At 56.8% G+C, this 22,306-nt stretch carries 17 protein-coding genes; 14 read left to right on the top strand and 3 right to left on the bottom strand.

All coding sequences use genetic code 11. The annotated features are described in order from the left end of the window. The first annotated feature begins 9 nt into the window (after nucleotides 1–9). Nucleotides 10–2,127, top strand: a complete 2,118-nt coding sequence (locus tag EDF78_RS15645; RefSeq protein WP_095921776.1) for a TonB-dependent siderophore receptor — start codon at nucleotides 10–12, stop codon at nucleotides 2,125–2,127. 153 nt (nucleotides 2,128–2,280) lie between these two features. Here the strand turns inward: EDF78_RS15645 and EDF78_RS15640 are convergent, their stop codons facing one another. Together EDF78_RS15640 and EDF78_RS15635 are read right to left on the bottom strand one after the other, a co-directional pair. Further along, nucleotides 2,281–2,871, bottom strand: a complete 591-nt coding sequence (locus tag EDF78_RS15640; protein WP_133823438.1) for a TetR/AcrR family transcriptional regulator — start codon at nucleotides 2,869–2,871, stop codon at nucleotides 2,281–2,283. Between the two features lie 37 nt (nucleotides 2,872–2,908). Further along, nucleotides 2,909–4,033, bottom strand: coding sequence for an HlyD family secretion protein (locus EDF78_RS15635; protein ID WP_133823437.1), 1,125 nt, complete (start codon nucleotides 4,031–4,033; stop codon nucleotides 2,909–2,911). Nucleotides 4,034–4,112: 79 nt separating this feature from the next. On the opposite strand from EDF78_RS15635, the gene EDF78_RS15630 reads away from it, so the two are divergent. The 3 genes from EDF78_RS15630 to phoA all read left to right on the top strand — a co-directional run bounded on the left by EDF78_RS15630 (nucleotide 4,113) and on the right by phoA (nucleotide 8,617). After that, a complete protein-coding gene (locus EDF78_RS15630; RefSeq protein ID WP_133823436.1) occupies nucleotides 4,113–5,672 on the top strand; it encodes a DHA2 family efflux MFS transporter permease subunit in 1,560 nt (519 codons plus the stop codon). Nucleotides 5,673–5,929: 257 nt separating this feature from the next. Next, on the top strand, nucleotides 5,930–6,850 hold the full coding sequence (locus EDF78_RS15625) for a L,D-transpeptidase family protein (RefSeq protein WP_095921772.1): 921 nt from the start codon (nucleotides 5,930–5,932) through the stop codon (nucleotides 6,848–6,850). A 336-nt stretch (nucleotides 6,851–7,186) separates the two neighbouring features. Next, nucleotides 7,187–8,617, top strand: a complete 1,431-nt coding sequence (gene phoA, locus EDF78_RS15620) for an alkaline phosphatase (RefSeq protein ID WP_133823435.1) — start codon at nucleotides 7,187–7,189, stop codon at nucleotides 8,615–8,617. 61 nt (nucleotides 8,618–8,678) lie between these two features. Here the strand turns inward: phoA and EDF78_RS15615 are convergent, their stop codons facing one another. Beyond that, on the bottom strand, nucleotides 8,679–9,590 hold the full coding sequence (locus EDF78_RS15615) for a cation diffusion facilitator family transporter (protein WP_119827242.1): 912 nt from the start codon (nucleotides 9,588–9,590) through the stop codon (nucleotides 8,679–8,681). 264 nt (nucleotides 9,591–9,854) lie between these two features. On the opposite strand from EDF78_RS15615, the gene EDF78_RS15610 reads away from it, so the two are divergent. The 10 genes from EDF78_RS15610 (at nucleotide 9,855) to EDF78_RS15570 (ending at nucleotide 22,288) form a co-directional block, all read left to right on the top strand. Next, the gene (locus EDF78_RS15610) at nucleotides 9,855–11,045 is read left to right on the top strand and encodes an HlyD family secretion protein (RefSeq protein WP_095921768.1); all 1,191 of its coding nucleotides are present in this window, start codon (nucleotides 9,855–9,857) and stop codon (nucleotides 11,043–11,045) included. Next, nucleotides 11,042–12,610 carry a DHA2 family efflux MFS transporter permease subunit gene (locus EDF78_RS15605; RefSeq protein ID WP_095921767.1) on the top strand — a complete coding sequence of 523 codons (1,569 nt, stop codon included), beginning with the start codon at nucleotides 11,042–11,044 and terminating at the stop codon, nucleotides 12,608–12,610. The genes EDF78_RS15610 and EDF78_RS15605 overlap by 4 nt, the downstream gene beginning before the upstream one ends. Next, nucleotides 12,594–14,276 carry an efflux transporter outer membrane subunit gene (locus EDF78_RS15600; RefSeq protein ID WP_133823434.1) on the top strand — a complete coding sequence of 561 codons (1,683 nt, stop codon included), beginning with the start codon at nucleotides 12,594–12,596 and terminating at the stop codon, nucleotides 14,274–14,276. Before EDF78_RS15605 ends, EDF78_RS15600 begins: the two co-directional genes overlap by 17 nt. Before the next feature lie 56 nt (nucleotides 14,277–14,332). Beyond that, complete coding sequence (locus EDF78_RS25970) at nucleotides 14,333–14,458, top strand: hypothetical protein (RefSeq protein WP_279586827.1); 126 nt, start codon at nucleotides 14,333–14,335, stop codon at nucleotides 14,456–14,458. Between the two features lie 134 nt (nucleotides 14,459–14,592). After that, the gene (gene corA / locus EDF78_RS15595; RefSeq protein ID WP_131693363.1) at nucleotides 14,593–15,600 is read left to right on the top strand and encodes a magnesium/cobalt transporter CorA; all 1,008 of its coding nucleotides are present in this window, start codon (nucleotides 14,593–14,595) and stop codon (nucleotides 15,598–15,600) included. Nucleotides 15,601–15,777: 177 nt separating this feature from the next. Next, entirely contained in the window at nucleotides 15,778–16,197 is a 420-nt protein-coding gene (locus tag EDF78_RS15590) for a hypothetical protein (RefSeq protein WP_133823433.1), read from the top strand. Between the two features lie 187 nt (nucleotides 16,198–16,384). Then, nucleotides 16,385–16,645: a copper-binding protein gene (locus tag EDF78_RS15585; RefSeq protein ID WP_243839460.1), complete on the top strand. Its 261-nt coding sequence runs from the start codon at nucleotides 16,385–16,387 to the stop codon at nucleotides 16,643–16,645. A gap of 14 nt (nucleotides 16,646–16,659) precedes the next feature. Beyond that, on the top strand, nucleotides 16,660–17,913 hold the full coding sequence (locus EDF78_RS15580) for a TolC family protein (protein WP_133823431.1): 1,254 nt from the start codon (nucleotides 16,660–16,662) through the stop codon (nucleotides 17,911–17,913). After that, complete coding sequence (locus EDF78_RS15575) at nucleotides 17,913–19,157, top strand: efflux RND transporter periplasmic adaptor subunit (protein WP_133823430.1); 1,245 nt, start codon at nucleotides 17,913–17,915, stop codon at nucleotides 19,155–19,157. The genes EDF78_RS15580 and EDF78_RS15575 overlap by 1 nt, the downstream gene beginning before the upstream one ends. Further along, nucleotides 19,154–22,288 carry an efflux RND transporter permease subunit gene (locus tag EDF78_RS15570; RefSeq protein WP_133823429.1) on the top strand — a complete coding sequence of 1,045 codons (3,135 nt, stop codon included), beginning with the start codon at nucleotides 19,154–19,156 and terminating at the stop codon, nucleotides 22,286–22,288. Before EDF78_RS15575 ends, EDF78_RS15570 begins: the two co-directional genes overlap by 4 nt. The last annotated feature ends 18 nt before the right edge of the window (nucleotides 22,289–22,306 follow it).

Here is a 22,306-nt window from a genome sequence, read left to right as displayed (position 1 = left end):
ACTATGAATATGTTGTTGGCTTTCCCCCTCAAACGCTCGGTGCTTATGTGCGCCCTGGCGCTGGCTGTGCCGGCTGCCTCTATGGCTGCTGAAGATACCGTCGTTGTCAAAGCCGCACCTGCGGATACCGCAGATGCACCGACGCAGGGTTACAGCGCGAAAACCAGTAAAAGCGCGACGAAAACCGATCAGCCACTGATCACCACCGGACAGGCAGTTTCTGTTGTCACCCGTCAGCAAATGACCGACCAGAACGCCACCACCGTGAACGCCGCGCTGAACTACACGCCGGGCGTCTTCACCAACTTTGCCGGTGGTGCCACGCGTTATGACACCATTTCCCTGCGCGGTTTCCACGGCGGTGACGTCAACAACACCTTCCTCGATGGCCTGCGTATTCTCAGCGATGGCGCGACCTACAACTCCATTCAGGTGGATCCGTGGTTCCTCGAACGTATTGATGTGGTAAAAGGCCCGTCCTCTGCCCTTTATGGTCAGAGCATTCCCGGCGGTGTCGTCGTGGAAACCACCAAGCGCCCGCAGTTTGCTGAAGAAGGTCACTTCCAGCTTTCCGGCGGCACGCAAAATACCAAAGGTGGCGCGTTCGATTACACCAACGCCATCAACGATCAGCTGGCCTTCCGTCTGACCGGTATGACCCGCAGCAGCGACACGCAGTACGATCACCAGCGTGAAGAGCGTTACGCGATTTCTCCACAGTTACTGTGGACGCCGGATGAAAACACCTCGCTGTTGCTGCGCGCTTATCTGCAAAAAGATCCGTCCGGTGGCTATCACGCCGCAGTTCCGGCTGACGGCAGCCTCTACGGTCAGAAACTGAGCCGTGGATTCTTCGATGGTGAAAGCACGCGCAACCAGTTCAAACGCTGGGAGCAAATCTACAGCTACGAATTCCAGCACGCATTTAACGACGTCTGGTCATTCCGCCAGAACGCCAACTACACCCATTCCAATACCGAACTGGATCAGGTGTATCAGGCGGGCTGGAATGCGGATCGTACCGAGATGAGCCGTTACTATTCCGGTGAAAAATCGTCTCTGGATACCTTCGCGATTGATAACCAGCTGGAAGCCGATTTCGCCACCGGTGAACTGGCGCATAAAGTGGTGCTGGGCTTTGACTACTCCCACTTTATCAATGACGTGAAATCTGACGGTGCCTACGCAGAAAACCTCAACCCGTATACCGGTGTGGGCGGTGATGCGCTGGATTATTACAGCCTTAAGCGCGGTAAAAACCGTTATGAGCAGATGGGCACTTATCTGCAAGATGAGATGAACTGGAACAAATGGTATCTGACTCTGTCAGGCCGTTACGACACGCTGAAAACCTCCAGCCGCAGCTACGAAAGCATCTACGGCACCACCAGCAACAGCGAACGTAAAGACAGTCATTTCAACAGCCGTGCTTCCCTGCTGTACGCCTTTGACAGCGGCATTTCTCCGTACGTCAGCTACAGCCAGGCGATGACACCGTCTGCCCTGCCGGGCGCTGATGGCACCCTGCTGAAACCGATGCAGAGCGAGCAATACGAAGCCGGGATCAAATACCAACCGGTCGGCACCTCCGATATGTACAGCGCGGCGTTGTATGATCTGACGCAAAAAGACGTGGGTAACCGCGTGGTGGTCGGCAGTTATTACGAGCCGGCAGGGAAAATCCGTTCGCAGGGTCTGGAGCTGGAAGCCAAGAAACAGGTTACCGAACGCTTCAACGTCATGGCCGGTTATACCTATAACAAAGTGCGTATCCGTGATTCCGCTGAAAACAACGGCAACACGCCGTATGTGACGCCAAAACAAATGGCGTCCATCTGGGGTCAGTACAACACACCGATTGGGGTAGATATGGGTGCGGGCGTGCGTTACATCGGCACACAATGGGCGGATAACGAAAACACCCGTCACATGCCGTCTGCCACGCTGGTCGATGCGTCACTGCGTATGAATCTGGTGCAGTTTAATCCGCAGCTGAAAGGCGCGTATGTACAGCTGAATGCCAACAACCTGTTCGACAAGAAATATGTCGCAGCCTGTTACGGCACCAGCTACTGCTACTGGGGTCAGGAACGTACCGTGGTAGCCACTGTAGGTTATGACTTCTGATAGATTTTTCAGCTCCTCCCCCTGCGAAGGGGGAGGCTGGGAGGGGGTTTTAAGGGCTAACACCTTGTTTAAGAAAACCTTAACTTTTTGATTTATTACTTAATACCCCACCCCAACCCTCCCCTTCGCTGGGGAGGGAGCAATTCTGAGAGTTTATTCTTCCTGCAAATTTAACCGCGCTTTCAGCGACGTCTTCGCCCTTTCCAGCAGGGCATCGGATACCTGCCTGTCCGGCTCGCAACGCGCCAGCGACAAACTGCCCATCAGCTCCGCACTGACCGATATTGCCAGCGTTTGCGGATCCTCCACGCCCATTTCCGTTAACTGGCGGATAATCATGCCACGAATACGTTCGATGCCGCGCGCGAACTCAGCCTGACAAGGCGCAGGCATTCGCGGTGTTTCCGACGCCAGCGCGGACACCGGACAGCCCTGTGCGCGGTTATCACGGTGCCATGGCGACAGGTAGAAATCGATATAGCCCGCCAGTTGCTGTTTCGCCGTCAGTCCCTGATTATCTTTATCCCAGCGCGCCATCACCTGATTAAACATCTGTTCGATCGCCGCTTCGATCAGGGCATCTTTCGAGGCAAAGTGCGCATAGAACCCGCCGTGGGTCAGACCGGCTTTGCTCATCACCCCCGCCACACTGACCTGTAACGGGCCTTTGGCGCGAATGGCTTTCGCCGCTTCCTTCACGATCCGCTCGCGGATTTTCGGTTTATGTTCACTTTCGTAGCGCATAGAAACACCCTGATAATCAGAAAATTGCCGTCACAGTTTACCTGACGGGGTCGGTTAACGAAACGCGCGCATCCACGGATAATCCGGGGCGCAGGATCGCTAAATCCGGCTGACCGGCATCAAGGTGGATCCGTACCGGCACCCGCTGAACAATCTTGGTGAAGTTACCGGTGCCCGGCTCAAAAGGTAACAGTGCAAACGTTGAACCGGACCCCGGCGCCAGACTGTCGACTTCACCACGAAACGTCACGCCCGGCACCGCATCGACCTGCACCTCCGCCCGCTGTCCCGGCTGCATTCTGCCGGTCTGCGTTTCTTTGAAATTAGCGGTCACATAAATGCCCTGCTGCGGCACCAGCGTCATCAGCCGCTGACCGGGCGTAACGTAGTCGCCAACCTGTATCTGCCGGTTGCCCGCCACGCCATCAACGGCGGCAAAAATGGTGGTGTGATTAAGATCCTGTTGCGCCAGATCTTCCGCCGCCTGCGCCTTCACCACGGCGGCTTTCGCCAGCGACAGCGCCGCCAGAATTTCTGCCCGCTGCGCGTGCGTGACCGCCGCCTGATTTTGCGCGACATCCAGCATCGCGGCGGCGTGCGCCGACGTTTGTTCTGCCGTCACTGCCACCGTTTTATAGCGGTCGGCATCATTACGGGACGTCGCACCGCTGGCCGCCAGCGACTGATAGCGTTGCTGTTCGGCTTCGGCATGTTGTTGTTCCGCACGCGAAGAGCGGATCGCCGTGCGTGCCGCGTCTATCTGGGTCAGCGCCAGTTGCTCCTGCGCCTGCTGACTCAGCAATGCCGCTTCCTGTTGTGCCACCTGCGCCCGGGCATCTTCCAGTTCACCCTGCGCCGAGGCCAGACGCGCCGTGAACTCTTCACTGTCGATCAGCACCAGTTTATCGCCGGCATGAACCTGCTGGTTATGGCGAACCAGCACCTTCGAGACAAAGCCTTTTACTTTTGGCGCAACCGTGGTGGCATCCGCCGTCAGATAGGCATCATCGGTGGATTCCGACGCAGGCGCTGCCAGTAACCATGCCGCCCCGCCCAGCGCCACCGCCAGGGCAATGCCGCTGACCACAAAGATCCGCTTTGACCGTTTATTCGCTTTCACTGCCGGGACCGGGATCCCTTCACCTGCCGTTGCTTCACTCATTTTTTATTCCGCTCATTGCATGATGGTCATCATATTAATATGATACTCATCATACAAACAAGCCCCGGGATCTCACAACATGTCTGCCACCCTGACTCCAGCCGCGATGCTCTCGCCTGCGGATTATCCGACGTCGCGCAAGTTTTTGATTTTCAGCATTATGGCGTTCGGCATGTTTCTGGCGCTGATCGACATTCAGATCGTCGCGGCTTCCTTAAACGATGTGCAGGCCGGGCTTTCCGCCGGTCCCGACGAAATCAGCTGGGTACAAACGTCGTATCTGATCGCTGAACTGGTGATGATCCCCTTCTCGGCCTTTCTGACGCAGGCGCTCTCCACCCGCTGGTTGTTCAGCGCGTCGGCGGCGTTATTTACGCTCAGCAGTATTGGTTGCGGATTGTCGTGGAATATCGAGTCGATGATCTTCTTTCGTGCCTTGCAGGGCTTTACCGGCGGGGCGATGGTGCCGACGGTGTTTGCCACGGGCTTCGCGATGTTTCAGGGCAAACAGCAGGCGCTGATCCCGGCGATCCTCGGCATGGTCAGCGTACTGGCCCCGACCCTCGGCCCGACGGTCGGCGGCGTGGTGACACAGTTGCTCGACTGGCGCTGGATTTTCTTCATCAATATCCTGCCGGGCATTCTGGTGGCGACCGGTGCGGTGATGTTTATTCATGTCGATAAAGCGGATTTTTCGATGCTTAAACGCATCGACTGGGTGCATTTGCTGTCGATGGCGATTGCGCTGGGCTGTCTGGAATATGTGCTGGAAGAAGGCCCGCGCAAAAACTGGTTCAGCGATCCGCAGATCCAGATTTCGGCGTGGTTCTCGCTGGTGGCTTTTGTCTTGTTTCTCGAACGCTCCTTTTATTCCAAAAACCCCATCGTGCGTCTGACGCCGTTCCGCGATCCGACATTTACCTTCGCCTGCCTGTTCAATCTGGTGGTCGGTTTCGGCCTGTACGCGTCCACTTATCTGACACCGGTTTTCCTCGGCCGTATCCGGGATTTCAACAGTCTGGAAATCGGCACTACGGTGTTTGTGGTCGGCGTCGGACAGTTCTTCAGTACCATCATCGCCGCCAGATTAATTAACCGCGTTGACCGCCGGTTGCTGATCGCCGTGGGATTATCGGGCTTTGCGCTCAGCTTATGGCTGACCACCGCCGTCACGACCTACTGGGGCGCGGGGCAATTTTTCTGGCCGCAGGTGGTGCGCGGGTTATTCATTATGTTGTGCATCGTCCCAAGCGTGAACATGGCGCTGACGGCCTTTCAGGGGCCGGAACTGCGCTACGCCTCCGGGTTGTTTAACCTGATGCGCAACCTCGGCGGTGCCATTGGGATTGCCACGGTCAATACCTGGTTGCAGGACTGGACACGTATGCATGCGGCCCGTTTCGGCGACACCCTCGGCCAATACGGCGATCAGGCGCAGGAAGTTATCGGATCGCTGGCGGATAAGATCGGCCATCTGACGCCGGATACCGCACAGGCCCTGCTGATGGCAAAAGGGTTATTCGGGGCAAAAGTGGCCGCGCAGTCACTGACGCTGGCTTTCAACGATATCTTTCAGGTCATGGCCTGGATGTTTATTGCCGCGCTGGTGATGGTGCCGTTTTGCCGGAAGTCATCCTAAAAAGTAAAGGAATTGTGCAGGCTGCCGCAAAAAATGCGCTTGCGGCAGGGAACTTTTCCAACAAGGTGAGAAAGCTTTGGCCTGTTTGAAATAAATCCTTATAATTAGCGGCCCTGAAAGGTGATTCGTTACACATACTGAGTGCCTTTCAAGTGCTATGTGCAAGTACACTATTCCTCCGGCCGGTTTCCATCGGGTCGGGGGGAATCAACATCCTGACAACAACTGCCAGTGTGGCATTAACGACCAACGAAAATATGAAAATGAGCATTCGCGCAATCCTTACCCTGGTTTTGGCAGTTGCTGCATATAGCCAGGCGTCTTTTGCTGTGGTCTACCCTCTTCCGGCCAATAACGGTCGTCTGGTCGGTGAAAACATCACAGTTATCGTTCCTCAGGGCAGCAGCCTGCCACTGGAACATTTCGCAGCGCAATACCAGATGGGTTTGAGCAACATGCTTGAAGCTAACCCTGGTGTTGACCCGTTCCTGCCAACGCCGGGCACCGTGCTGACTATTCCTCAGCAGCTGATCCTGCCGGAAACGCCGCATGAAGGCATCGTCATCAACAGTGCTGAAATGCGTCTGTATTACTACCCGAAAGGCACCAACACCGTGGTGGTTCTGCCAATCGGTATCGGCGAACTGGGCAAAGACACCCCGATGAACTGGGTGACCACCGTTCAGCGTAAAAAAGCCGGTCCGACCTGGACGCCGACCGCAAAAATGCATGAAGAATATGCCGCACGCGGCGAATTCCTGCCAGCCGTCTTCCCTGCCGGCCCGGACAACCCGATGGGTCTGTACGCGCTGTACGTTGGCCGTCTGTATGCGGTTCACGGCACCAACGCCAACTTCGGTATCGGTCTGCGCGTAAGCCACGGTTGTGTGCGTCTGCGTGATGCTGACATCAAATGGCTGTACGACAACGTGCCGCAAGGCACCCGCGTTCAGTTCATCAACGAACCGGTGAAAGCCACCGTTGAGCCGGACGGCAAGCGTTACATTGAGATCCACAACCCGCTGTCCTCTAACCAGGAAGAGTTTGATTCCCAGCAGCCGCTGCCAATCACTCTGACCGGCAGCGCAAGCAGCGTATCGATGGATCCTGCGGTTAATCAGACTGTGGTTCAGCGCGCCATTGAGATGCGTGCAGGTATGCCAGTTCAGATCAACTGATAATCTCTTCGACGTTTTTGTGAAAAAGCCCCGTTCATCGGGGCTTTTTTTTTTGCATAGTGCCGATGCAAAAGAGACTACGGATTACTCCCTCCCCTGCGAAGGGGAGGGCTGGGGTGGGGTATTACAGACAAATCATCGACCTGAAGATTACTCAGCCAACTGTTTTGCCATTAATACCCCCTCCCCGCCTCCCCCTTCGCAGGGGGAGGAGTAAAGCAGAATCCCCTTCATCACTGTCATTAAACCGTCACAACTCTCCCTTAACCTTCCGGTAACAAAAAATATCCATATGTATGTTTTTATTTCCGACGGTTTAAAAAAGGAGTTTTGATAATGCAACAATCCGTATCCCTTATCGCCCGCGCAGTCACTGCCGCCCTGCTGCTTTCCGCCTCTGCTACCTCACTCGCCGCCGAAACCGACACGCTGACTGACCGCGCGGCAAAAGGTGTGCTGACCGAACCGGGCGGTGCCCGTCGTCTGAGCGGTGACCAGACCGCCGCGCTGAAAGCGTCGTTATCCGACAAGACGGTGAAAAACGTGATTTTGCTGATCGGCGACGGTATGGGTGATTCTGAAATTACTTCTGCTCGTAACTATGCTGAAGGCGCAGGCGGCTATTTTAAAGGCATCGATGCCCTGCCGCTGACCGGCCAGTACACCCATTATTCTCTGGACAAGAAAACCCGTAAACCAAGCTACGTCACCGATTCCGCCGCTTCCGCGACAGCCTGGACGACCGGCGTTAAAAGCTATAATGGCGCGATTGGCGTGGATGTAGACGGTAAAGATCACCAGACTATCCTTGAGATCGCCAAAGCCGCAGGCAAGGCGACCGGCAACGTCTCCACGGCTGAATTGCAGGATGCGACCCCTGCCGCGCAGATCGCCCACATCACCTCGCGTAAGTGCTATGGTCCGGAAGAAACGGCGGAGAAATGCGCCAGTAACGCGCTGGAAAATGGCGGGCGCGGCTCAATCACTGAGCAGTTATTGCAGACCCGTGCGGATGTGACGCTCGGCGGCGGCAGAAAATCCTTCAGCCAGCTGGCGAAAGCCGGGGAATATCAGGGTAAATCCCTGAAAGATCAGGCGCTGGCACAAGGTTATGTGTGGGTAGAAAACGCGGAACAGCTCAGCGCGATCACCCAGGCCGATCAGAAGAAACCGGTGCTCGGCCTGTTCTCTGAAGGCAACATGCCGGTGCGCTGGCAGGGCCCGAAAGCCACTTATCATGGCAACATTGATAAACCGGCTGTCACTTGTGAAGCCAATCCGCAGCGCACAGCCGATATCCCGACGCTGGCCGCCATGACGGAAAAAGCCATCGACCTGCTGAAAGCTAATCAGAACGGTTTCTTCCTGCAGGTGGAAGGTGCCTCGATTGATAAACAGGATCACGCGGCGAATCCGTGCGGACAGTTTGGTGAAACTGTCGATCTGGATGAAGCCGTGCAGAAAGCACTGGAGTTTGCCCGTCAGGATGGCAACACGCTGGTTATCGTCACCGCCGACCACGCCCATTCCAGTCAGATTATCGAAGCCGATGCCAAAGCACCCGGCCTGACGCAAACGCTGACCACCAAAGACGGCGCGCCGATGACCATCAGCTACGGTAACTCAGAAGATGATTCGCAGGGACATACCGGCACGCAACTGCGCATTGCCGCGTTCGGCCCGCATGCGGGGAATGTCGTCGGTCTGACCGACCAGACGGATTTGTTCTATACGATGCGGGATGCCATGGCGATTAAAGCGCAATAGTGAGGGTTTTGCTTTGCTCCTTCCCCTGCGAAGGGGAGGGAGTAAACTTCAGGCCTCAACCTTAGTGCAATAAATTATCCAGTCTGTCGTCATCAATCCCGTCCGGCTCCAGATGTGCTGTCACATCCGCTGATTTGAACAGTTTGCTGACCGCCATTTCCGCCGCATCACCGATATCGTGCCCGATATCCACCGTCAGGTTACCGTCAACCTCGACGTGGAATTCGACGAAGACGCGGTCACCGCCGTTACGGGTGCGGATGTCGTGCACACCGCGTACCCCTTCCACACTTAATACTGCCGCTTTTACGCGCTTGCGATCGTCGGCGCTCAGTTCGCGGTCCAGCAATTGTTTCAGTGCATCCGCCGCCATGCCACGGGCATTCCACAACATATAGAAAGAAATCAGTAACGCGCCGATGGAATCGGAACGCGTCCAGCCGAAATAACGTTCAAATATCAGCGCCAGCAGGACGGCGATATTCACCGCAACGTCGGTGATGTAGTGCGCGCGGTCAGCGGCGATGGCGGTTGAACCGGTGCGTTTCACGACGTAGGTTTGCATCAGCACCAGGCCGGTTGCGGCCAGTGAACTTCCGATGATCACCCAGATCCCCAGCCCCAGTTGCGCCAGCGGCGCGGGGTTAATGATACGCCCGATGGATTCACCGCCGAGCACCAGCCCTGCGCCTCCCAGTAAAAGCGCCTGCACAAACGCCGCCACGGCTTCCGCCTTGCCATGTCCGTAGCGATGGCCTTTATCCGCCGGACGAATGGCATAACGCACGCCAATCAGCGTCACCATCGACGCCAGCACATCCACCAGGCCATCGGCGGCGGAGGTCAGCAGCGCAATCGAACCGGTGGCGGCCCATGCCCAGACTTTGACGCAAACCAGGATCAGCGCGACACACAGTGACACCAGCGAGGCAATACGGGTCAGCCCTTTATAGGACGGTGCAGGACGGGTCATGGTTTGCCCCACAGGAGCGGATGTTGTTGGGAATTTTTCACGCGAATTTCCTGAAACAGAGAATCAACTTTATTTGATAAATACAAATACCAGCCCAGCATTATAACCCATTTCCCACTTTTAAGACGTTCCCTATGGTTTGGATCTTCGTGCCATCCTTAAGGTTAATTGACATGGATTTACTTGCATTTACATCAATACGTTCTAGCTTAAAACAAGATTTCTTTGTTCCGGCGCGTGGCCGCTGATAACCAGAAGAGCACTATGACAAACGATAACAAAACACAGTCTTCGGCGTCCGCTGACGCCAATACCGAACACGATTCCAGCCAGGTCAAATCAGGAGAAGGTCACAAACAGGATCCGAAAGACCAGAAAGATCCGGACAACAGCAATCAGGATAACGATGAAAAGCGTAAAGGCCCCGGCAAAAAGCCGTTGATCATCCTCGGAATTGTCGTGGTGATCATGGTGGTGGTGGCGCTGGTGTGGTGGCTGATGACCAAAGATCAGGTCAGCACCGACGATGCCTTTACCGAAGGCGATGCCGTGACCATTGCGCCGAAAATCGCCGGTTACGTCACCAGTCTGGCGGTGAAAGATAACCAGTTTGTGAAGAAAGGCGATTTGCTGGTTGAAATCGACCCGCGTGATGCCACAGCGCAGCGCGATCAGGCGCAGGCGCAACTCGGTCTGGCCGTCGCTCAGTTACATCAGGCGCAGGCGCAATATGATCTGGCGAAAGTACAATATCCGGCGCAGCTTGCGCAGGCGAAAGCTCAGCAGACCCGTGCTGAAGCAAACCTGCTGAATGCCACCGCCGATTTCCGCCGTCAGCGCGGCGTAGACCCGCGTGCCACCACACAACAAAATATTGATACGTCCAATGCGCAGGTGCGTTCTGCAACGGCTGATCTGGAAAACGCCAAAGCGCAGGTGCAGGTTGCCGCACAGGTGCAGCTGAATATCCGTCAGGCCGAAACCAACGTCGAAGCCCGTCAGCAACAGGTGGAACAGGCGAAAGCCCAGCTGGAAACAGCGACGCTCAATCTGTCCTATGCGCAGGTGCGCGCGCCGTTCGACGGCTATGTCACTAAACGTAATGTGCAGGTCGGCACGCTGGTGCAGGCAGGGACTTCGCTGTTCTCGGTGGTATCGAAAGATATCTGGATCGCCGCGAACTATAAAGAATCCCAGCTCGAACGTATGCGTCCGGGCAACAAAGTAGAAATCACCGTGGATGCCTTCCCGGACATCAAACTTCAGGGCCATGTGGACAGTATCCAGCAAGGCACCGGCTCGCGCTTCTCGGCCTTCCCGGCTGAAAACGCCACCGGTAACTACGTGAAAATCGTGCAGCGCGTGCCGGTGAAAATCGTCATCGACAGCGGGCTGGATGAGAATCACCACCTGCCGCTGGGGCTGTCTGTTGAACCGACGGTGACCGTCGAATGAATGAAGATCGCAGCTACTGGAAACCCAAGGCCAATCCGTGGGCAGTTGCCGCCGTCGTAACCATTGCGGTGTTCATGGAGATTCTGGACACCACCATCGTTAACGTGGCGCTGCCGCACGTCGCCGGATCGCTGTCTTCCAGTTATGACGAATCCACCTGGGTGCTGACCTCCTATCTGGTGGCGAACGGTATCGTGCTGCCCATTTCAGCGTTTCTCAGCCGCGTGATGGGGCGTAAAACCTACTTCCTGATTTGTATCGGCATGTTCACCGTGTGCTCCTTCCTGTGCGGGATCGCCACCGAACTGTGGCAGATGATTCTGTTCCGCATTTTGCAGGGCTTTTTCGGCGGCGGTTTGCAACCAATCCAGCAATCGGTATTGCTCGATTACTTTAAACCGGAAGATCGCGGCAAGGCGTTTGGTCTGTCTTCGATTGCCATTATCGTCGCGCCGGTGGTCGGCCCGACGCTCGGCGGTTACATCACTGATAACTTCAGCTGGCGCTGGGTATTCCTGATCAACATTCCGGTCGGCATTATCGCCCTGCTGGCGATTTATCAGCTGCTGGAAGATCCGCCGTGGGAGCGCAAGGCCAAAGGCAAACTCAGCATCGATTACATTGGCATCGGCCTGATTGCACTGGGTTTGGGTTGCTTACAGGTAATGATGGACCGCGGCGAGGATGATGACTGGTTTAAATCCGGCTTTATTGTCACCTTCGCCGTACTGGCCGCAACGGGGATTGTCGGGGCGATTTACTGGCTGCTGTACGCCAAAAAGCCGGTGGTCGATTTGCGCTGTATGAAGGATAAAAACTTTGCCGTCGCGGGCTTACTGATGGCCGGTATGGCGATGATTCTGTACGGCAGCTCAGTGGTGATCCCGCAACTGGCGCAGCAGCAACTGGGTTACACCGCCACGCTGTCGGGGCTGGTGATGTCGCCGGGGGCGATACTGATCGTGCTGTCGATCCCGTTGGTGCTGAAACTGATGCCTGTGGTACAGACCCGTTACATCATTGCGTTCGGTTTCTTCCTGCTGGCGGCCTCGTTTATCTATTCGGCGACGCTGACCCCGAATGTCGATTTTGAAACGCTGGTGCTGTACCGCAGTGCGCAGTCGATCGGGCTGGGTTTCCTGTTTGTGCCGCTGACCACCATCGCGTTTATTACCATCCCGCAAAAAATGAACGCCGACGCCGCCGCGCTGTTTACCATGTTCCGTAACGTCGCGGGGTCGATTGGTATTTCGCTGGCGACAGCCGGTGTCACCGAGCGGACGCAGGCACACAGCGCGCATATGGCGCACAACATGTCGCCGCTCAATGAACAGTTTAATCAGGCGGTCAGCAAAAGTGCCGAAGCGATCCGTGATTTTGCCCACGTGGTCGGCGACCCGATGCAACTGGCGACGGTGCGGATGTATCAGGAAATGATTTCCCAGTCGCGCATTCTGGCTTACATCGACGTATTCGGTTACTGCGCCATCGTCGCCATTATTTTGATCCCGTTTTGTTTTCTGCTTTCGCCGGTTAAGAGCGAAGGTAATGCCGGAGCACATTAAGTTGAACAAGAAAAGCTCTACTCTGAGAATTCAGCCATCAGTGATACCGTCCTGCTCCTCCCCCTGCGAAGGCGGAGGCCGGGAGGGGGTTTTACATTCAGGCACCCGATTCCTGACACTCTCGACCTTAACGCTGGTATTAGCGGCATGCTCGGTTGGCCCGGACTACCAGAAGCCGAATCCGGTGACACCGACGACGTATAACGATATGACGCAGCCGAAAGACAAAGACGGCGCGTCAATCGCCCTGCCCTCGGAACCCAATCCGTTGTGGTGGAAAGCCTTTAACGATCCGCAACTCGACAGCCTGATCAGCCGCGCGATTGCCGGGAATATCTCCCTGCAACAGGCGGTGCTGCGCATTGCCGGTGCCCGCGAACAGGTGAAACAGGCCGAAGGCGCGTGGCTGCCGTCGGTGCAGGGCAGCGCGAAAATGACCCGCCAGCAGCTCGGGCTGAAAGGTATTCTGGATTCCAGCGGCGCGTCGCAGCAACTTGACGATCTCGGCCCGGAAGCCTCCGGCGCTATCGGCGCGGCCACGCGACCGGTGAATTTGTATCAGGGGAGTTTCGATGCCAGCTGGGAGCTGGATTTGTTCGGCGGCACGCGGCGTCAGGTCGAAGCCGCCAATGCGCAGACACAATCCTCCATCGAACAACGCAACGATGCCCTGGTTTCGCTGGAAGCGGAAGTCGCCCGCGCCTATCTGCAACTGCGCGGGGCGCAAAGCGTGACGGCGGCAATTCAGACACAAATCGACGTCGCACAGCAAACGTTAGACCTGACACAGAACCGTCAGCAAAACGGGTTGTCGCCGCAGCTTGATGTCGAAAATGCCCGTGCGCAGTTAGGTTCCCTGCGCGCCCAGTTACCGCAATATCAGGCGCAGGAACGTCAGGCGATGAACGGGCTGGCAGTATTGCTCGGTCAGACGCCAGGCTCGCTGGATGCGGAACTTTCGGCCGTGAAACCGATGCCTGCCCTGCCCGCTGCCGTGCCGGTCGGCGTACCGTCACAGCTGGCGCGCCGTCGTCCGGATGTGCGCAAAGCCGAAGCCGATCTCCATGCCGCCACCGCGAATATCGGTGTGTCCGTCGCGCAGATGTTCCCGAGTATTTCGCTCACCGGCCAGTTTGGTATGCGTAATACCGACGTCAGTTATCTCGATAACTGGAGCAGCCACTTTTACTCCTTCGGCCCGCAGATTTCCCTGCCGATTTTCCAGGGCGGACGTCTGGTCTCCAGCGTGCACCTTTCCCGCGCACAACAGGCCAATGCCGCGCTCAACTATCGCCAGACCGTGCTGACGGCGCTTCAGGATGTGGATAATGCGCTGGTGAATTACCGCACCGATCAGGATCAGGTCAGCGGATTAGATCAGACCACCGAAGCCTTGCAGACCGCCTTTGATCTGGCCAGCGACAGTTACCGTCAGGGGCTGTCTACGTTCATCAACGTGCTCGATGCCCAGCGCCAGCTGGCACAGGCGCATCAGCAATCAGCCGAAGCAAAAGTGAAAACCAGCACCGATCTGGTGTCGCTGTACAAAGCCCTGGGCGGCGGCTGGGAACCGTATCAGAACGTAGAATTACCGACCTACACCGTGTTTGGCCCGGCAGCCACGCCGGAGGTAAAAGTCAAAACCACCTCTGGCATAACGCCTTAATCGCGATTTAATGCGAAGAAATAAAGTCTGAAGGCGTGACCGGGGCAGGACATTCTATGGTACGCGCACTGTGGACGTTCACTGGTCACGACGCCGGTTTCGACCCTGTGCGGGAAAAGCTGCACCAGATGAACGCCGGTATAGATGCGTGGGAAGCGGTCAGCCGTTCCACCGACGGCTGAAGCCGTTTTTTTCTGAAACACTCTTTTAAGATCCCCGGTCAGCGCTTTTTATCAGACTGCGCTATTCTGTTCAGACACTGAAATCATCCTGCCTGCGGGCAGGATTTTTGTCTGAATAACAATCGGGTAAAACAATGAACTCCATTTCCAACGAAGATAAAAAACCCAGCTGTGATTCAGTGATCAACAGCGTGGCTTACCGCGACGGTAAGCGTTTGCAGGATGTGACCGTCGAAGACATCAGCGAAGTGCTGAAAGAGCCGGAAACCTTTGTCTGGCTCGGGCTGTGGCAGCCGGAAGATGCGTATATGCGCAGCATTCAGGAAGAATTCGGTCTGCACGATCTGGCGATTGAAGATGCACTGACCGCCCATCAGCGGCCAAAAATCGAGCAGTACGGCGAGTCGTTGTTTATCGTCACACACACCGCGCAAAAGGTGAACGACACCATTGAGTACGGTGAAACGCACATGTTTCTCGGCAAAAACTTCCTGATTACTATCCGCCACGGCGCGTCGTCGAGTTATAAAGCCATCCGTAAACACGCCGAAGAGCGCCCGGAAATGATGAATAAAGGGCCGGGTTATGCGCTGTATTGCGTGCTCGATTCCATCGTCGATAATTATCTGGAAATTCTGCATCAGTACACCGAACAGTTTGATGCCATCGAGAAACAGATGTTCCAGAACACCTTCAATCAGCAGGCCGTTCAGCATGTCTACAGTCTGCGGCGCGATTTGCTGTCGCTGCGCAACGCGGCGGTGCCGATGGAAGATATCTGTAACCAGCTCAGCCACCATTATGAAGAACTGATGCCGAAAAGCCTGCGGGCGTATATTCGCGATGTGCAGGACCACGCTAATCAGGTGATCCGCACCACGGACGATATGCGGGAAATGTTATCGAACGCCATGCACGTCAATCTGGCGCTGGTGTCGGTGCATCAGAACGAAGTGGTGCAGCGGCTGGCGGGCTGGGGGGCGATTCTGGCGATCCCGACGGTGATTTTCAGCCTGTACGGCATGAACTTTAAAAATATGCCGGAACTGGATGACTGGTGGGGATATCCGGTTACGCTCGGTGTCACCGTCATCGGTTGCGGATGGTTATACTGGAAACTGAAAAATTCTGGCTGGTTGTAAATATATTATCACCGGAAGCCGCACTTTAATTAACATGCGAATAACAGAAGCCGCTGTTATTCGCGTTCTTTAATTATCCTGACAATTTAAATCCTGAGTTATTCTGTTTCTCCTTTCCTCTGTGTGTTATTTGCTTATATACTCATCCGCATCTTTCCTTTGGAAATAATCATTAACATGTCAGTCCGTTTCGCGATTTCACAGTTTATGCATTCACTGCGCTTGCCCGGCAAGCGGGTCAGTGCGTTGCTGTTCGCGTTATGCTGGCTGATCCTCAACTCGCAAATCGCCCTCGCCAGCCATCAGTGCGACATGCGCCCGCCGGTGGAAAACACCGCGATGGCGCATAACATGACCATGCAAATGCCTGATTCTCCTGAGCATATGCAGAGTCAGTCGGTGCTGTGTGAAAAGCATTGCGTGCCGGAAAGAACCTCGTCTGACGGCGGTTCTGTCCCGCTGCTGGCGCTGCCCGTCGTGCCGACCCTGGCGATGATCACTGTCGATGCCAGCATCGCCGTCACCACTGCAGACTGGGTCGCGCCGCCGGTAACCGCCCCTCCCGCTGAAGTTCAGTTCTGCCGATACAGAGAATAGCCCCTGCTGTCCTGAGTGTTTTTCTGCACTCATTATTCAATGAAATGAATTAGCCATTTATTTTCTGAACAATGGCAATCTTTTATCTGATGACAGTATTGGAGTTATTCCCATGCGTGCTATTTTAAATTTAACTTTGTTTAGTCTTTTCTTTATTTCCGCTTATTCTTTTGCCGATGCGATGCCAATGGATCACGATCATAACGCGATGCAGCAAAATGCGCAGATCTATACCTCCGAAGGTGTGATCACCCAATGGCAGTCTGACCGTGTCGGTATTTCCCATCACGCCATTCCTGCGCTGAAATGGCCGGCCATGACCATGAATTTCCGTCTGCCGCCGCAGATCACCGCCAACGCCCTGCCCGCCGGGACACCGGTCGCTTTCAGCTTTGTCAAAACTGACACCGCGTATCAGTTACAGACACTGACACCGCTGAATCGCTGACAGGGAGCGCCATCATGTTTGATTTACCGCGTCACCGCCGAGTGACGTGGCAATGGCTGCTGGCTTTTATGCCGGTCAGCGCCTTTGCCACACCTGTTTCCCTGCCACAGGCACTGGTCGCCGCGCAGGATTATTCCGCAGAGCTTTCGGCCAGTCGTCATCAGATAAACGCGCTGGATAACCGCGCCGAATCGGCCATGCAGTTGCCCGATCCGAAGCTGAAATTTGGTATCGAAAACCTGCCGGTCAGCGGCGGCAATACCGACCGGTTCAGCCGCGAAGGCATGACCATGGAACGTATCGGCATCATGCAGGATTACGTCAGCAGCGATAAACGCCAGCGCAAAGCTGACACGCTGCGGGCGGAATCCCGTCAGGTGGCAGCCACCCGCCAGAGTATCCGGGCGCGATTGCAACGGGACACCGCGCTGGCGTGGATGGAACTGGCGACGGGTGAACAAACCGTCACACAGTTGCACACACTGGTGGATGAAAGTCAGCGGCAGATTGACGTACAGCGCGGCGCGGTCAGCAGCGGCAGTTCGCTGCCCGCCTCGGTGCTGGATGCCCGGCTGACGCTTGCCGGCATGCAGGATAAACTCACCGCCGCTGAACGGGATGTGCTGCTGGCGCGCACCCGTTTAAGCCAGCTGACCGGTATTGATCAGCCCGACATTCACGGAGCGATACCGGAAATCAGCGCGCTTCCGGCTCAGGCGACTGAAGCCGCCAGTGTCGAGCAGCATCCTGAAATTATTCAGGCGCGGCGGGAAGCCGATGTCGCGCTGGCAAAATCGTCACAGTCGGCCATTGCCGCCCTGCCGGATGTCGGCGTGGAAGTCTATTACGCCCACCGCGCCGACAGTTATGAGGATCTGGCAGGTGTGATGTTCACCGTCGATTTGCCTCTGTTCACCGCCTCACGCCAGGACAAAGATCATGCCGCCGATCAGTCAATGGCGATGGAAAGCAATGACCGGCTGGCGCAGCTTGTCCGCGATCATCAGGCACAGCTGACCAGCTTGCTGGCGCAATATCGCGCGGCCAGCACAGTGTGGCAGCGGCAGAAAAACGACGTGCTGCCGTTACAGCAACAGCGCATCAGCGTCGTTCAGGCGCAGTATCGCGCCGGGAAAAGCAGCCTGAATGAGGTGCTCAGCGCCCGCCGTGATCTTATCGACAGCCAGATTGCCGAACGTAATGCCGCCCTTGAGGTCGCCCGCTATTGGGTCGCCCTGCGTTATCTTGCCCCTGTGGAGATGAATTAATGACTTCCGCTAAAACCTGCGGCCTGCTCGCCGCGTCCGTGCTTATCGCGCTTGCTGCCGGATTTACTGCCGGACGCCACAGCCAGCCCGACGCACCATCCGCTTCCGCCACGCCCGCAGAACGCAAAGTGCTTTACTGGTACGACCCGATGACGCCGGATCAGCGTTTCGATAAGCCCGGCAAATCACCGTTTATGGATATGGATCTGATGCCGCGCTACGCCGATGAAGTGGCGGACGATGGCGGTGTGACGGTCAGCGCCCGTCAGCAGCAAAATCTCGGTATGCGCAGTGAAAAGGTGCAGATGCGGATGATTTCCGCGCCGCTGAATGTTTACGGCACGGTCAGCGCCGATGAGCGCAGCCTGCGCACTGTCGCCGCGCGGGCGAACGGACTGGTGGAAAAACTGTATGTGGCCGCCAGCCAGCAGCAGGTGAAAAAAGGTCAGAAACTGGCCACCCTGTGGATACCCGACTGGACTGCCGCGCAGCAGGAATATCTGGCGGTGCGTCAGCTGGGCGACCGCAGCCTGACCGCTGCCGCCCGTCAGCGTCTGGCGTTGCAGTTTATGCCGGAAGACGTTCTGCGCCGCGTCGATAAAACCGGCCAGCCGCAAACCCGCACCGATGTGCTCGCACCGGAAGACGGTTATCTCAGTCAGCTTTCCGTGAGCGAAGGGGCACAGGTCAGCGCCACGCAGCCGCTGTTCGAACTGACCAGCCTGAAACAGGTATGGATGGTGATGGATTATCCGCCTTCCGCCGCCAGCCAGATCCACACCGGCAGCAAAGTCACCGCCAGCACGGACAGCCAGCCGGGCGAGGTGTTTCACGGCACGGTCAGCGAATTACTGCCGGACGTGGATGCCGTCAGCCGCACGCTGAAAGCCCGCGTGGTGATGGATAATCCGCAGCAAAAACTGCGTCCCGGCATGTACCTGAATCTCTCGCCAGATATCAGTACGCAGAAACCGGTACTGGCGATCCCGCAGGAAGCGCTGATCCAGACCGGCAGCCGCAATACCGTCCTGCTCGACGACGGCAACGGACATTTCACCCCGCAGGCGGTGATCTCCGGCGTGACGCGCGATGGCTGGACGCAGGTACTTTCCGGTCTTGAGGAAGGTCAGTCTGTAGTCACCTCCGGCCAGTTCCTGATCGACTCGGAAGCCAGCCTGCGCAGTGCGCTTCCTGCCACCGAAGCCCCGCAACCGTACGCGCATCAGCACGGAGGTGATTTATGATTGCCGCCGTGATCCGCTGGTCGCTGAAGAACCGGCTGCTGGTGTTACTCGCCGCGCTGATGATGGCGGGCTGGGGCATCTGGTCATTGCAAAAAGCCCCGCTGGATGCCCTGCCGGATCTCTCCGATGTGCAGGTGATCGTGCGCGTGAGTTATCCGGGCAAGGCGCCACAAATCATTGAAGATCAGGTGACCTATCCGCTGACCACCACCCTGCTGTCGGTGCCGGGCGCAAAAACCGTGCGCGGCTTTTCCATGTTCGGCGATGCCTATGTTTACGTGCTGTTCGACGACGGCACTGACCCGTACTGGGCGCGCTCGCGTGTGCTGGAATACCTGAGTCAGGTGCAATCCTCATTGCCTGCCGGTGCCAAAGCCTCGCTGGGGCCGGATGCCACCGGTGTCGGCTGGATTTATGAATATGCGCTGACTGACAAAACCGGTAAACACAGTCTGGAGCAACTGCGCGCCCTGCAGGACTGGACGCTGCGTTATGACCTGAAAACCGTGCCAAATGTCTCCGAAGTGGCAAGTCTCGGCGGGATGGTGCGCCAGTATCAGGTGGTCGCCGATCCGCAGCGGATGCGCGCCCGTGGCGTGACGCATCAGCAGGTAGTCAGCGCCTTACAAAGCGCCAATCAGGAAAGCAGTGGTTCATTACTGGAAATGGGCGAAGCCGAATACATGGTGCGCACCTCGGGCTATCTAAGCAGTCTGGCGGATTTCAACAATGTGGTGGTGACGGTTAACAGCGGTATTCCGGTATTGCTGGCGGATGTGGCGACCGTGCGCACCGGCCCCGAACTGCGCCGTGGCGTGGCGGAACTGAACGGCGAAGGTGAAGTGGCGGGCGGCGTGATTGTGATGCGTTCCGGCAAAAATGCGCTGGAAACCCTGAAGGCGGTGAAAGCGCGGCTGAATGCCCTCGCCCGCACGCTGCCCGCAGGCGTGGAAATCGTGCCGGTTTACGATCGCCAGCCGCTGATTGAGAACGCGGTCGACACCCTGTCGCATAAACTGCTGGAAGAATTCGTGGTGGTGGCGGTGGTCTGCGCGCTGTTTCTGTTCCACTTCCGCTCGGCGCTGGTGGCCATCATCACCCTGCCGCTCGGTATTCTCGGGGCGTTTATCGTCATGCATTATCAGGGGGTCAGCGCCAATATCATGTCCCTCGGCGGTATCGCGATTGCCATCGGCGCAATGGTCGATGCGGCGATTGTGATGATCGAGAATATGCACAAAGTGCTGGAGCAATGGCGGCATGATCATCCCGGCCAGCAGCCTGCTTCAGCGGATTACTGGAAGGTGTCTGAGCGCGCCGCCACGGAAGTCGGTCCGGCGCTGTTTTGCAGCCTGCTGATCATCACCCTGTCGTTTATTCCGGTGTTTTCACTGGAAGCGCAGGAAGGCCGGATGTTCTCACCGCTGGCATTCACCAAAACCTATGCGATGGCGGTGTCTGCCGGACTGGGTATCACGCTGGTACCGGTGCTGATGGGGTATTTTATTCGCGGCAAAATCCCTGACGAGAACGCCAGCCCGATCAACCGCTGGCTGATCGCCGCCTATCAGCCGGTTCTGTCCGCGGTCCTGAAACGCCCGAAAACCACGCTGGTGTTCAGCGGTCTGTTTCTGCTGGTGTCGTTGTATCCGCTGGCAAAACTCGGCAGTGAATTTATGCCGCCGCTGGATGAAGGCGACCTGCTGTATATGCCCTCGACGCTGCCCGGCATTTCCGCCCGTGAAGCCTCGCGGTTACTGCAACAGACGGACCGGCTGATCAAAACCGTGCCGGAAGTCGCCAGCGTGTTTGGCAAGGCCGGACGCGCCGACAGCGCCACCGACCCCGCGCCGCTGACCATGATCGAAACCACGATCCGTTTTAAACCCCGTGACCAGTGGCGGTCAGGCATGACGCCGGACAAACTGGTGACGGAGCTGGATAACGCGGTGAAATTACCGGGCATCGCCAACGTCTGGGTGCCACCGATCCGCAACCGTCTCGACATGCTGGCGACCGGCATCAAAAGCCCGGTCGGTATCAAGGTGAACGGTAATAACATTGCGCAGATCGGGCAGGTGGCGCAACAGATTGAGCACATCGTCAGGCAGGTTCCCGGCGTCACTTCGGCGCTGGCCGAAAGGCTGGAAGGCGGCCGTTATGTTGATATTGATATCAACCGGCGTGAAGCTGCACGTTACGGTGTCACGGTTGCTGAACTGCAATCATTGGTCTCGACGCTGGTCGGCGGGGAAAATATCGGCGAAACGCTGGAAGGCCGCGAGCGTTATCCGATCAACCTGCGCTATCCGCGTGAATTGCGTGACAACGTGCAGGCGCTGCGCGATTTACCGGTGCTGACCGCTTCCGGTGCGCAGGTGCCACTGTCGGCGCTGGCTTCCGTCAACATCACTGACGGCCCGCCGATGCTGAAAAGCGAAAACGCCCGCCTCTCGGACTGGATCTATGTGGATTTGCGCGGCCGGGATTTGAAATCTGCCGTCGAAGACATGCAGCAGGCGGTGAATCAGCAGGTGACATTACCGGAAGGCGTCACGGTGAGCTGGTCGGGGCAATTCGAATATCTCGAACGCGCCACGGCAAAACTGAAAATCGTGCTGCCGGTGACATTGATGATCATCTTCGTGCTGCTGTACGTCACGTTCAGCAACGTGCGCGACGCATTGCTGATCATGGCGACCCTGCCGTTCGCCCTGACCGGCGGCGTCTGGCTGTTGTATTTACTCAGCTACAATCTGTCGGTCGCTGCCGCCGTCGGATTTATCGCCCTCGCCGGTGTCGCCGCCGAATTCGGGGTGATCATGGTGCTGTATCTGAATCAGGCCGTACAGCGCCAGCAGAAAACCGGTGATGCGCTGAGTGAAGCCGAACTGTGCGACGCCATACATCACGGCGCGGTGCTGCGCGTGCGTCCGAAAGCCATGACGGTCGCCACCATTATGGCGGGTTTGCTGCCGATCATGTGGGGCGGCGGAACCGGTTCGGAAGTGATGCAGCGCATCGCCGCACCGATGATCGGCGGCATGGTGAGCGCCCCGTTATTGTCGATGGTGGTGATCCCGGTGGTGTATTTGCTGATGCATCGGAGGCGAAGAAACAAAACGGGTTAAGGAAAAGCAGAATGGGGG

Source organism: Rahnella sp. BIGb0236 (assembly GCF_004364755.1).
GTDB lineage: Bacteria > Pseudomonadota > Gammaproteobacteria > Enterobacterales > Enterobacteriaceae > Rahnella > Rahnella victoriana.
Note: the sequence above shows the minus strand (reverse complement) of the source record. Positions and strands in the feature narration are given on the sequence as shown.